We start from the raw sequence: 13,304 nt of genomic DNA, 5'->3' as shown, positions 1-13,304 counted from the left end.
GTTTTTGGTTAGTTTGATGGCTGATTTCAAGCAATTGGGGCGTTGTTTACTTCTTGGTGCTGCGCTTTATACACCGCTCACAACCGCAGCAGATAAAGAGCTGGTGATACTCACTACTTTTTCTCAAGCTCCTATCACCGCTTTGGTGGATGACTTTACGCAGCACTATCCCGATGCGGAAGTCAGAGTGGTTCACCGACGTACGCAATCGAGTCTGCAATTGCTAAGCAAAAGCTATATGAAGGATATCGACTTGGTATTGAGCTCATCTCCATTTTTGATGCAAGAGCTGTCTGACGAACATCGTTTAGCTGATATGTCGTCTAGCGTGCAAGTTCCGAAATGGTTATCTGCTTATCTATTGCCGAATAACGAACAAGTTGTTGCTTTTGGATATTCTGGGGCGGGAATTGTTTGGAACAAAGATTATTTAGCCGCAAATCATTTGCCAGAACCGAAGCGTTTTCAAGATTTGACCAACCCTCTGTATTTTGGTCACGTCACAATGAGTACGCCAAGCCGCTCAGGAACAACTCAGCTGATGGTTGAGAGTGTGCTTAGTCGATATGGTTGGAAACAGGGCTGGCGTATTTTGCTCAATGTAGGAGCAAATTTGGCAACGATTTCATCACGCAGCTTTGGGGTTGCGGACTATATTGCCAAAGGTAAGTTTGGTATTGGGCCAACTATTGACAGTTATGCATTGATTGCCAAGCGTAAGTTTGATTACGTCGGTTTTGCTTATGATCAAGACTTTACGCTTATGCCAACCTACATTGCCCAAATAAATCGAGGAGAGAGAGACAAGTTGGCTGAAGCTTTTGTTGCGCATTTGCTTTCAAAAGAAGTTCAAGAGCAAATGGAAAGCAGCGCATTTTCAAAAACGGCCCTCTATGATACGGCTCGATACAGTGGTGAAAACCCAATACTCGATCTAAAACAGGTGATGCCGAGAGAAGCACTCATCAACTTGATTTTTGATACTGCGATTACTAAGCGTCTTCCAGAGTTACAAGATGCTTGGCTCACTCTCATTAAATTTGAACAGAGCCCTGAACAACAGTGCTCACTAAAGGCTATCGAGAAGCAGTTGTTTGAATTGCCACTGAGCAAAGAACAAATAGCTCCAATTGCTCAAAAACTGGCGACGTTGGATAAAGATTCCGAAGTAGGTATGACGCACTACCAAGCATTGTTGGCGGAGTTTTCTCATGAATTAGGCCGTGCTATGTCGGAACAGTTGGACAATGTAAATCAACAATTGGCTCAGTGTCGGGGGTAAGGGAAGTAGTGTTGTACCCGAAATATAAAACCATTGGAGCTCGTTTAGTTGCTGCTTTCGCTTGCAGTACGATGTTGCTCACTGTGGTGTGTGTGGTTGCTTGGGCAACGTGGAATAGTCTAGACAATCAGGTGCGGATTTTACTGGAAGATAGCGTACCAAAATACAACGCCAGCTACTTTCTCGAAAGTAAAACCAGTGAAATAAACCGACGCGTTGAAGCGCTTCAAGTTGTTAACAACAAAGTACAGCTCAATGAACAAGCGATGCAGGTGAATGAAGAGCTAGCTTCTATTTCAACCGTTCTAAAGAGCAATAGAATGAATTCGGAGTTCTATCAGTTACTTGAATCGGAAGCCGGACTTGCTTCGCTACTGGCAAAGTATGTCGATCTGATTTCCTTACGAATCGACCAAAACCGCCGAGTCGATCAACTGATGGAGCAAATTAACTGGCTTCACCAAGATATCCGCTCGGAGCTCAAACCTCTTCGCCAAGAAGTGCATTGGCAGATTGAGCGGGTAAACGATTCAAAAGATATTCAAAGCTTGCTGGTTCAGCTGAGTACATTACAAAAGGTTATCGATGTTGAATCGGCGGTGTATGACATGGCTATTGACGTTGCCGGTGCCTCAATGCCGGAGCAGGTCGATAATGGGATGAAAGTAATTCACTTTCGCCTGATGGATCTTCAAGAAAGCAGTACAACGTTGATGAATCAACCAACATCAATCGCTTATAAGCAATTGCTGCAAGAACTTGTCGTGGTGTTGAGTCAAGATGGTGCGTTCGAAAAACAACTTATGTCACTAGTGAAACTCAACGGTGGCATCAAAAAGATGCAAGAGCAGATTTCACTTAGTATGGATGCCATTCATCAACAAATCGGTGAGTTGGTTGTTACCGCTGATCAAACGTTCAAACAGGTGAAAACTGAAACTGCGGAGCGTGTGTCATATGGCAATCACGTTTTGCTCGTTTGCTTCAGTATTTCGATCATGACGAGTATGTTCTTGACGTATTATTTTATCAATCGCCGCATTGTGGCGCGTTTGATAGGGCTGGGGGACAGTATTGATGCCATCATAAAAAACGATCTCAGTCACCCAGTTGTGGTGGACGGAAATGATGAAATCGGGCGCTTGAGTGAAAAACTCATCGAATATGGTGAAAAGGTACAAGAAATTCAACGTACTAATGCCTTGAGTCTAATCAACAATACCACGGCAAGTTTGATTACGAGTGACCTCAACGGAGTAGTAGAGTCTGCAAACTTGAGTGCTCGTAAGTTATTGAAGCTTGGTGAAGTCAACGAAAGTTATCCGATTTGGGAGTACTTCCCTGAAAGCTGCCGAGATCAGCTAAAAAAGGTATTTGATGGCTCGCACTTGTGGATTGAACTTGGAAAAATTCATGTGACCTTGTCACTTGGAGGGGAGGCCCCTACATACGTACGTTTCGATATTCGCCCTTTTGCTCATGGTGCTGAATACAAACTTATCATGACTATCACTGATGTAACGCATCAAGAAATCACTACGCGTACATTGGAAAGTCGAGTGTTAGAAAAAACGCAAGACTTGTTGCTGAAAAACCAACAGTTAGAAAACGAAATTGAAGAGCGCATTCGAACCGAAGACAATCTTAAAAAAACACAAGATGAGCTTATTCAAGCAGCAAAAATGGCGGTTGTAGGGCAAACCATGACGAGTTTAGCGCATGAGCTTAATCAGCCACTAAATGCGATGTCGACGTATTTGTACAGTGCGAGAATGTTTCTTCAACAAGAGACGCCAGATAAGGTCAGCGAGTCGATCACGCATATCGAGGGCTTGACGACTCGGATGAGCAAGATTATCAACAGTTTACGCCAGTTCGCACGTAAACCAGAAGGGGAGAGAGAGGTGAAACCAGTATGCATTCATGAGGTGGCGGAGCAAGCGTCTACCATCGTGAATACGCGCGCAAAACGTCAACAGATCACGATAGAAAATAAGTTACCTGACGATGTGAAAGTTCAAGGTGATATGTTGGCGTTGGAACAGGTTTTCATCAATGTCTTAGTAAATAGTTGCGATGCGCTAATGGAAAGTACAAGAGAAGAGAAAAAACGAATTAAAACGGAACTGGTGGACCGGAGTAAGCAAACCACACTGGTTGCGATCAGTGACAATGCTATTGGTTTTGGAGAAGAGATTGTGCCACGGATTTTTCAGCCTTTTGTTTCGACAAAAGAGGTTGGCCTAGGGCTGGGGATGAATATTTGTAAATCATTAATAGAAAAGCATAAAGGAAATATCTACCTCGCTTCCTCACTAGAAAAAGGTGCGATGGTTGTGTTGGAGCTACCTAATGAGCAATAACCTATATTCAGTATTATTGGTCGATGATGATCAAGACGTTTTGGATTCTTATTCTTACTTAATGAACATCTCATCGATAAAGTCAAAGGCCATTAACGACCCAACGCAAGCGTTGCAATACGTCTCTCCAGAGTGGGCGGGCGTTGTAATTCTAGACATGTACATGCCACAGATGCATGGCCTAGAGTTGCTGAGGCTGATTAAAAATATCGATGAGCGAATTCCGGTTATTGTGATTACTGGGCATGGCGATATTCCTATGGCTGTGGATGCCGTGAAGCTAGGTGCGTGTGAGTTTTTGGAAAAGCCGATTAACCCGACGGAGCTTTTAACGCTTGTTAAGCAGCAGCTTGAAACTCGTACTAGTCAGGTGGAGTTGCAGCGTCAGGCGGAGAAATCGATTTCGCGTTCACTAATTGGTAAGTCTGCGCACATGGAGCAGATCCGAAAATACGTAGCGCAATATGCTTTGTTGGACACGCACTTAGTGGTTTATGGTGAGTCGGGCACAGGACGCCACAGCGTAGCTGGGATCGTCAAAGATATGATGGCGAAGAGCGAAGACATGGAGTATCTCACTCTTGCTCTCAGTAGCACCACAACAATGAAGTGTATTGATGATGCGGTTAACAAGCTGGAACCGTGTGTGCTTGTTTTAGATAATTTGCCTGAATTGCCCGAAGAGGGGCAGCGGCATTTGGCGCAGTTGCTGCTGGCCCGTGAGCGTTGTGGTAAAAAGAACCTGCGTGTGGTGACGATTTTTGAGTTAGAACCTGAAGACTACATTACTAAGAACCAATTGTTGCCAGAGTTATACTACCTGCTTAACCAAGGGATGGTGCACGTGCCACCTTTGCGCCAGCGACCTGATGATATCGTGGCGATATTTCACTACTTCTTAAAGTTGAGTTGTAAGAAACTCGGCAAAGCACTGCCAAATGTAGACACCAACTACCTTGCTCTTCTGAGGAGTTATCCGTGGCCGGGTAATATTCGCGAACTTAGAAACATTGCTGAGTTGTACGCAATCGGGATTGTTAAGCTGACAGGTAAAGAGCGTATCTACTCACAAAATGATATTCAGATCCCATTGGATGAATTGGTGGACGATTTCGAAAAGCAACTCATAGAAGATGCACTGTTCTTGCATTCTGGGCGAGTTTCCGATGCCGCCAACCATCTGCAAATACCCCGCAAAAAGCTGTATTTGAGAATGAAAAAGCATTGCGTTGAAAAAGGAAATTACAAGTCTCGATAGTATCTATTTAACCGTTTGTATTAGTTAGCGAATTACTATGGCAGAGACGGACATGGTAATAAGGAGTTGTGCAGAGTAATAGGTCGCCATTGCGACTTGGCGGGAAAATGTGGAAGTGCTGCCAAAGCGTTCAAACGCAATCACGATGCCGGACATGGTGAAAATGACACTCCCTAACACCGCGAAAGCCGAAGATTGAGTCTTACCGGCAGCGTAGTACTCCATCGACATCCATAACATCGTCATCAAAACGATGATATAGCTGGCGACTGACCATTTCTCTTTCCCTAAATCAGGTTTAAAGAACAAGTACGCACAGATGCCGAAGCCCAAAACCGCAAAGGGCAGCCAAGGCGTAAAGTGCCAAGCTGCAATTTGGATGAAGCCTAACGCATAGCATGTTAAAGCGGCACAAAAAAACTTTATTCCTTGAGTGAAGCTATCCTTTGGATACACCATCACTAAATCCCCTATGAGTGATAATGAGAGTCCTGAAATAATCCATTTTGCATAAGGAAGCTGGATTGCTGGAGACAGTAACAACATACCGATCATAGCAATAATCGGTATTGGTTTCGTTGCAAAGAACAGCCATTTAGGACCTGTCCTGATGCTGATGATGTGTATGAAGGCACTGGCAATAATAATTAGCCACATACGATGAACCTTTGAATAGACATTTTCCCCTTCGGACCGTAGCGAGACGGCAAACTACTGTTTCTTTTATTTTAGTTTTGGAATGAGTATTTGCTGCGTTTAATGGATAAGTTAGATTAAATTATCGCAAATAGCGCATTTACTTATTATTTCTGTCCAAATTAACATAAAAAAACGGCATTGAGCTCAAAAGAACTCAATGCCGTGAAAAAGGCAGTAAATTGATAGGTTGGGTTGTTATGCTACCGCTAGGTCTAGGATCTTGCGGCTGTTTTCTAAATCAATTGCCTGGTTTTCACCCAACACCGTCATGCCGTGTTTGTTTAGCTGAGCGATCACAGAATCAATAGCGGCTTCACGGTCATCTCCGTACCCTTCAAGTTGAGTTGCTACGCCTAGCTGGTGGTAGAAAGCTTCGATGGCTTGAATAGTGCGCTCTGCCAAATCTTCGCCTTCTGCTAAGCCAAATACGTTGCGACCCATTTGCTCAAGCTTAGGGCGTTTGAATTGCATTTGGTTGCGAAGTAGCGATGGTTGGATGATAGCCAGTGAACGCGCGTGGTCTACGTGCCAAAGCGCTGTCAGTTCATGGCCAATCATGTGTGTCGCCCAGTCTTGAGGGACACCGCTACCGATGAGACCGTTTAATGCTTGGTTTGCTGTCCACATTAGGTTTGCACGCCATTGGTCGTTATCGCGCTCTTCGAACTGATCACCCAGCACTTTTAGGTTATTCAGTAGTGCCTCTGCGTAACCGTCTTGAACCATTGCGCCCGTTGGTAGTGTTAGATATTGCTCACAAACGTGAACCCATGCATCCACAAGACCGTTGATAAGCTGACGCTCAGGTAGGGTCTTCATTACGTCTGGGTCAAGAACCGCAAACTTCGGTTGAACTGCAGGTGCTAAGAACGCCAATTTATCTTGCGTTTCTTTCTTAGTGATTACAGCACCCATGTTTGACTCAGAGCCTGTTGCCGGAAGAGTAAGGATGGCTGCCAGCGGTGTTGCTTCTGTTACTTGATGTTTGCCCACCATGATATCCCAGCCATCACCGTCGTATTTCGCTGATGCTGCAACGTACTTAGAACCATCAATAACTGAACCACCACCAACAGCAAGAATAAAATCAACGTTTTGTTCTTTTGCGATAGCAACTGCTTTATCTAGCGTTTCCTTCGTTGGGTTTGGCTCCACGCCTGAAAATTCAAGCCATTCACGGCCTTCTAAGGCTTGTGCTACTTGGTCGTAAACACCGTTGTTCTTGATAGAGCCGCCACCGTAGATAACAAGTACTTTTTGATCGGCAGGAATCGCCTCTTTAATTGCCGCGATTTGGCCTTGGCCAAAGAAGATTTTAGTAGGGTTGACGTATGAAAAGTTCATTATTAGACCTCTTGCTTCCAATGTGAGGAGAGTGAATACATGCATATTAGTACGCGGTTTTGTCTGTGAGTAGACCGATTTCTGCAAATTTATTGCCTATTTCTACAAATTTGCCTCTCTTGTGCTGGAACTGTAATCAGAACTCCAAGTATAGTGCGTGGGTAATGATTGGAGTGAAGCAATGAAGACACTAGCTGAGACAATGCAGCAATATGCCACTAAGTTTGGCCTAGATGATTTAGAGGGTATTAAAGAAACCGCGATTGATGGCGTGTGGTTTTATCGCAGCAGTAAAGGTAACAATCGTCAACCTTTCGTATATCAATCCGGTGTCATTGTTTTGGGACAAGGGTATAAGAACATCCACATCGGGCAGACTCCAGTTCGCTATGGACCAGACGACTACTTGGTGGTTGGTGTTCCTATGCCGTTAGAGTGCGAAGCGATTGCAGTGGACAATGAACCGCTGCTTGGGATTTCCATTGATATCTCTCCAGCTATGTTGCAAAAACTCGTTAAAAAACTGGAATCACAACGTTTTAGTAATGTCTGTGAAGACTCGACTCGTTGTGGTCTAAAGTCAGTTCGTATGAACGAGCAGATGTTGGATGCGTGCAAGCGTTTGATGACTGCGTTGTGCGACGATCTGGAAGTGGCGATGCTTGGTGACATGTTATTGGAAGAAATTGTTTATCGAACGCTAGTAAGTGAGTCGGGGCACGTCTTATTTGATCTGGCATACCAAGAAGGTTCATATGCCAGAGTAGCCAAAGCGCTTAATCGAGTTCATCAAGAGTATCATGAACAGCTCAATGTTCAGACGCTTGCCGAAGAAGCAAATATGAGCATATCAGCATTTCACCAAGCATTCAGAGCCGTTACTTTAGAATCCCCCTTGCAGTACATTAAAAAAGTTCGGCTGAATAAAGCACGAGAACTCATTCAGTTAGAAGGAAAAAGGGTAAATGATGCAGCTCGACTTGTTGGTTACAGTAGCCCGTCTCAGTTTAGCCGTGAGTACAAACGTCATTTTAATGAAACACCTAGAATGACCAAGTTACCAACAGAAAGCGCGGGTTGACTCTAACAAGTGTGGTGAAGCAGCGGTGAGTGAAAGCACGACTTAGTAGAATAGGGGATTGAACCTGTATTTTGACACTTGCCTGAACAGCTCGTTGTTTTTCGAGAAAGCAATCAACTCTATACCGCAAGGCATTGAAAAACGTTAAAAAGTGGCAGGGTAATCTGGAACGGGTACACCAAATTTAGAATTTTGTTCTACTTATTCAGCAGTTTGCGAGGGATATATTTATTTGCACTTTAAAATTAGTTATTGGTGCAAAATAAGTTGCGTTTTGTTGCAGTGTTTTAGTGGTTTGTTGCGATGTGCTGTTGAAAATTTATAAATATTTAGTGTGAAAATCTGTCGTTGTACTTAAGTTATTTTACGTCGAAATAAAAGTAAAAGTGCGTTTATGTGACGTGTTTACTATCGTATTAACAATAACTTAAGGAAGAGCACTATGCACCTTAGAAACGGGAAAGCGGCAAAGAGTGTATTCACACTCAGTACTTTGACTGCATCTTGTCTAATGGCATTCAACAGCTATGCAGCGGTTGATTGTACACCTCTAGAAACTTGGGATTCATCAAAAGTTTATAATGGTGGTGATCAAGTTCAGCACGAAAATAGCGCATATAAAGCGCGCTACTGGACGCAAAACAACAACCCAGCTCAATCAGGTGAATGGGGTGAGTGGGAGAACCTTGGCGCTTGTGATGGCGGCCCTGTTGATCCACCACTTAACGAAGTACCTACTGTTTCACTAACTTCTCCTTCTGCGTCGGCCTCTATCACAGCTGGTGACGTTGTTAACCTTGCCGCAGACGCTGCAGACACTGACGGAACAGTCAGCAAAGTTGAGTTCTTTGTTGACGGCGCACTGGTTGGCGCATCAACTGCAGCACCTTTCACTGCTTCATGGACGGCGACAGAGGGTGTTCACGAGTTCTCAACTAAAGCTTATGACGACAAAAATGCAGCGAGCACAGTAAGTGCTGTTACGTTGACAGTCGCTGCTGGTCAACCTGGTAACGAAGCGCCAACGGTAGACGTAGCGCTATCAGCCACTTCTGTTGAGCTTGGCGGTACGGTAACGGTTTCTGCTACTGCGGCAGACGCGGATGGTACCGTTGCTAAAGTTGAGTTCTTTGCCGCAGGTGCACTGATTGGTACAGCGACCGCTGCGCCTTACGCTGTTGATTTCATTCCAGCAGCGGCAGGCTCGGTATCGATTTACGCTAAAGCGACTGACGATGCTGGCGCAACAACAGATTCTTCCCTTGTATCGCTATCAGTAAATGGCGGTGCAGTCACTTCAAACTGTCGTCCTGATGGCCTGTACCAAACAGCTGGTGTGGATGTTCCTTACTGTACGATTTACGACAAAGACGGCCGTGAATTGATGGGCGCCGATCACCCACGTCGTGTGATTGGTTACTTCACAAGCTGGCGTAGTGGTGATGATCCACAAGCGGCTTACCTTGTGAAAGACATTCCTTGGGATCAGCTAACTCACATTAACTACGCGTTTGTGAGCATCGGTTCAGACGGTAAAGTGAACGTTGGTGATGTGACTGATCCGACTAACCCTGCAACCGGTAAAACGTGGCCGGGCGTAGAAGTAGACCCTGCACTTGGCTTTAAAGGTCACTTCGGTGCACTTGCTACTTACAAGCAAAAGCATGACGTTAAAACGCTGATCTCGATCGGTGGTTGGGCTGAAACAGGTGGTCACTTCGGCGCAGACGGTAATCGTGTTGCGGATGGTGGCTTCTACACGATGACAACCAACGCAGACGGTTCAATCAACCACGCAGGTATCGAGAAGTTCGCAACTTCTGCAGTTGAAATGATGCGTACCTACAAATTCGATGGCCTAGATATCGACTACGAGTACCCAACGTCGATGGCGGGTGCAGGTAACCCTTACGATAAAGACTTCATGGAACCACGCCGTCCATACCTATGGGCTTCTTACCAAGTGCTAATGAAGGTTCTACGTGAAAAACTGGATGCAGCATCTGCACAAGATGGGCATCACTACATGTTGACCATCGCAGCGCCTTCTTCGGGCTATCTACTGCGTGGTATGGAAACCTTCGATGTGACTAAGTACCTCGATTATGTCAACATCATGTCTTACGACTTACACGGTGCTTGGAATGATCACGTTGGTCACAATGCGGCACTGTTCGATACAGGTAAAGACTCTGAGCTTGCACAGTGGAATGTATATGGCACTGCTGCTTACGGCGGCATCGGCTACTTGAACACTGACTGGGCTTACCATTACTTCCGCGGTTCTATGCCTGCTGGTCGTATAAATATTGGTGTGCCTTACTACACCCGTGGTTGGCAAGGGGTAACAGGTGGTGAGAATGGTCTTTGGGGACGTGCGGCGCTACCGAACCAATCAGAGTGTGCACCAGGTACTGGTGAAGGTGAGAAGAACAACTGTGGTCACGGTGCTCTAGGTATCGATAACATGTGGCACGATACCGATCCTAAGGGCAACGAAATGGGAGCAGGTTCTAACCCAATGTGGCACGCGAAGAACCTAGAGAAAGGTATTTGGGGTTCTTATGCTCAAGCTTACGGTTTAGATCCAGTCAACGATCCTACAGACCAATTGGTGGGCACGTACACGCGTTACTACGATGATATTGCAGTCGCACCATGGCTATGGAACGCAGAGAAGAGTGTATTCCTGTCAACAGAAGACAAAGCGTCTGTTGAAGTGAAAGCAAACTACGTTATCGATAAAGAGATCGGCGGTATCATGTTCTGGGAACTAGCAGGTGACTACAACTGTTACGTACTAGACGCGAACGGTAACCGTACGATGATTGATGCAACTGAACAGGCTTGTGCTGCGGGTAATGGTGAGTACCACATGGGTAACACTATGACTAAAGCGATTTACGACAAGTTTAAGTCTGCAACACCTTACGGTAACAAGATCGCGACAGGTGCTATCCCAACAGAAGCTGTTGATATCGCAGTGAGCGTTGGTGGCTTTAAAGTGGGTGACCAAAACTACCCAATCAACCCTAAGATCACGTTCACAAACAACACAGGTCAAGCGATTCCTGGTGGTACTGAATTCCAGTTCGATATTCCTGTATCGGCACCGGATAACGCGAAAGATCAGTCTGGTGGTGGCCTAAGCGTGATTGCTTCTGGACATACTCGTGCGAACAACATTGGTGGTTTGGATGGTGTAATGCACCGCGTATCTTTCTCGCTACCAGCATGGAAAGACCTACCAGCGGGCGGCACTTACGAGCTTGATATGGTTTACTACCTACCAATCTCTGGCCCTGCTAACTACACGGTGATTTCTGGTGGTAAAGAGTTCGCGTTCAAGTTTGAGCAACCAGACCTACCAATTGGTGACTTAAACTCTGGTACTGGTGGTGGTACTGAGCCTGGTACTTGTGACACAACAGGCCTTGTGACTTACCCAGACTTCCCACAAACGGACTGGCAAGGTAACCCAAGCCACGCTAACCAAGGTGATAAAGTGATTCACAATGGTGTGGTATACCAAGCGAACTGGTGGACAGCGTCAGAGCCGGGTAGTGACGGTAGTTGGTCGACAGTATGTAATGTTTAATCCAGATTGAATGGATAACAAAAGCGCGCGATTTACATCGCGCGCTTTTTATTGTGGGGGAATATGATTTTGTTGCTTTGGATTATTGCAAATAGACGCTTGAGTAAACGATCAGAACTCATAGCCCTCAGGAATAACCACGATCCCTTTTTCTGATACATGGAATCGTTTTGCGTCTTCGATTTTATTTATACCAATTTGTGTGTGCGGTGGAATACGAACGTGCTTGTCAATAATGCAACTGACGAGCTGACAGCCTTCACCCACCTCTACATCATCGAAAATAATACTGTCGACAACAGTTGCGCTATCTTGAATGCGCACGTTAGATGCGATGACAGAGTGCTGAACAGAGCCGCCCGAGTTGATGACGCCGTTGGCAATGATTGAGTTAATAAAAATCCCTTCATTACCTGTTGCTGATGATACGGTTCTTGCTGGTGGGAATTGAGCTTCGTAAGTGCGAATTGCCCAGTTCGGTTGATATAAATTCATTGGTGGCACTGGCTCTAATAAATCCATATTGGCCTCGTAGAAGGAATCGATCGTACCTACATCTCGCCAATAGCAGTCTTTGTCTACACGGCCTTTGCTTCCGCAGAACTTATAAGCGTAAACGGATTGGGTATCGATGAGTTTAGGAATTATGTCTTTTCCGAAGTCGTGGCTTGAGTCTTCAAGTTTTGCGTCTTCTTCTAGTGCTTCTTGTAGGACATCCATATCGAAGATGTAAATCCCCATGGATGCGAGACTCTGAGTTGGGTCATCAGGTAGAGTGGGTGGGTCTTCTGGTTTCTCGATAAACGATTCGACTAAGCCGTTTCCTTTAATAGCCATGACGCCAAATGCGGTGGCATCTTCTACGGGCACATCCATGCAAGCAACGGTTAGCTTTGCGCCGTTCTCTTTGTGTTCTTCAAGCATGGCTGCGTAGTCCATACGATAGATATGATCACCAGACAGAACAACGACGTATTTCGCATCATTACGAGAGAGCAGCCACATGTTGTGGTAGATAGCATCTGCGGTACCCTCGTACCATGCACCACCTTTGCGCATTTGGGGTGGAACAGCGGTGATGTACTCACCAAGTTCGGGATTGAACACAGACCAACCATCACGTAAGTGCTTTTGTAGTGAGTGTGACTTGTATTGAGTTAACACTAAAATCTTCCGTAAACCTGAATGAAGACAGTTGGTTAGCGTAAAATCAATGATGCGGTATTTCCCACCAAATGGAACGGCTGGTTTGGCTCTATCGTCGGTAAGTGGGCTCAGCCTTGATCCCATACCGCCTGCTAAAATTACAGCGAGTGCGTCTTGCATAATGTTCCCTTTCCCTTATTTTACGTGGCTCGAAAGCAATATTCAGCCTGAGGAGTTAGCCAACTACAGTTGCTTTGCGAGTGATGTTGTAAAGTGTCCTTTGTGCTTATATAACGTAGTACAAGATTCGAGCCATCGAATTTTATCAATGAAATCAATGCACTTTGAAGGTAGGTGTGTGAACGCTGCACTATATTAGGGAGTATGGAAATATGGCGTGCACTGTATTGGTGAGGGTAGCAGGGAAGCTATGGACTTCAAAATTGAGTTTACAATGTAAAGTATTTTTAAAACAAAGAGATAGCGTAAATCGATAGCAAAACAGGAGCTCAAAAGCTCCTGTTTGTTGAACT

Annotated in this window: 8 protein-coding genes; 5 read left to right on the top strand and 3 right to left on the bottom strand. The window is 45.2% G+C overall.

Features of this window, described 5'->3' with window-relative positions:
- The first annotated feature begins 16 nt into the window (after window positions 1–16).
- The 3 genes from B853_RS23205 to B853_RS23195 are packed head-to-tail and all read left to right on the top strand — an operon-like array spanning window position 17 to window position 4,903.
- Window positions 17–1,282, top strand: coding sequence for an ABC transporter substrate-binding protein (locus B853_RS23205; RefSeq protein ID WP_038884021.1), 1,266 nt, complete (start codon window positions 17–19; stop codon window positions 1,280–1,282).
- An 8-nt stretch (window positions 1,283–1,290) separates the two neighbouring features.
- Window positions 1,291–3,645, top strand: coding sequence for an ATP-binding protein (locus B853_RS23200; RefSeq protein WP_038884022.1), 2,355 nt, complete (start codon window positions 1,291–1,293; stop codon window positions 3,643–3,645).
- The gene (locus tag B853_RS23195; RefSeq protein WP_038884024.1) at window positions 3,635–4,903 is read left to right on the top strand and encodes a sigma-54-dependent transcriptional regulator; all 1,269 of its coding nucleotides are present in this window, start codon (window positions 3,635–3,637) and stop codon (window positions 4,901–4,903) included. Before B853_RS23200 ends, B853_RS23195 begins: the two co-directional genes overlap by 11 nt.
- 24 nt (window positions 4,904–4,927) lie before the next feature.
- On the opposite strand, the gene B853_RS23190 is transcribed toward B853_RS23195, so the two are convergent.
- Both B853_RS23190 and B853_RS23185 read right to left on the bottom strand, forming a co-directional pair.
- Window positions 4,928–5,560 carry a lysoplasmalogenase gene (locus B853_RS23190; protein ID WP_038884025.1) on the bottom strand — a complete coding sequence of 211 codons (633 nt, stop codon included), beginning with the start codon at window positions 5,558–5,560 and terminating at the stop codon, window positions 4,928–4,930.
- Between the two features lie 237 nt (window positions 5,561–5,797).
- Window positions 5,798–6,946, bottom strand: a complete 1,149-nt coding sequence (locus tag B853_RS23185) for an iron-containing alcohol dehydrogenase (protein ID WP_038884027.1) — start codon at window positions 6,944–6,946, stop codon at window positions 5,798–5,800.
- A 181-nt stretch (window positions 6,947–7,127) separates the two neighbouring features.
- On the opposite strand from B853_RS23185, the gene B853_RS23180 reads away from it, so the two are divergent.
- Window positions 7,128–8,027, top strand: a complete 900-nt coding sequence (locus B853_RS23180; protein ID WP_038884028.1) for an AraC family transcriptional regulator — start codon at window positions 7,128–7,130, stop codon at window positions 8,025–8,027.
- A gap of 442 nt (window positions 8,028–8,469) precedes the next feature.
- Window positions 8,470–11,625, top strand: coding sequence for a chitinase C-terminal domain-containing protein (locus B853_RS23175; protein ID WP_038884030.1), 3,156 nt, complete (start codon window positions 8,470–8,472; stop codon window positions 11,623–11,625).
- A 111-nt stretch (window positions 11,626–11,736) separates the two neighbouring features.
- On the opposite strand, the gene glgC is transcribed toward B853_RS23175, so the two are convergent.
- Complete coding sequence (gene glgC, locus B853_RS23170) at window positions 11,737–12,951, bottom strand: glucose-1-phosphate adenylyltransferase (protein ID WP_010451925.1); 1,215 nt, start codon at window positions 12,949–12,951, stop codon at window positions 11,737–11,739.
- Window positions 12,952–13,304: the final 353 nt, after the last annotated feature.

Source organism: Vibrio rotiferianus CAIM 577 = LMG 21460, from assembly GCF_002741985.1.
GTDB lineage: Bacteria > Pseudomonadota > Gammaproteobacteria > Enterobacterales > Vibrionaceae > Vibrio > Vibrio rotiferianus.
This window is presented reverse-complemented; position numbering and strand designations above follow the sequence as displayed.

Coding starts and splice junctions, on each gene's coding strand:
- glgC (WP_010451925.1), bottom strand. CDS start 12,951: ATGCAAGACGCACTCGCTGTAATTTTAGCAGGCGGTATGGGATCAAGG.
- B853_RS23190 (WP_038884025.1), bottom strand. CDS start 5,560: ATGTGGCTAATTATTATTGCCAGTGCCTTCATACACATCATCAGCATC.
- B853_RS23205 (WP_038884021.1), top strand. CDS start 17: ATGGCTGATTTCAAGCAATTGGGGCGTTGTTTACTTCTTGGTGCTGCG.
- B853_RS23185 (WP_038884027.1), bottom strand. CDS start 6,946: ATGAACTTTTCATACGTCAACCCTACTAAAATCTTCTTTGGCCAAGGC.
- B853_RS23195 (WP_038884024.1), top strand. CDS start 3,635: ATGAGCAATAACCTATATTCAGTATTATTGGTCGATGATGATCAAGAC.
- B853_RS23180 (WP_038884028.1), top strand. CDS start 7,128: ATGAAGACACTAGCTGAGACAATGCAGCAATATGCCACTAAGTTTGGC.
- B853_RS23175 (WP_038884030.1), top strand. CDS start 8,470: ATGCACCTTAGAAACGGGAAAGCGGCAAAGAGTGTATTCACACTCAGT.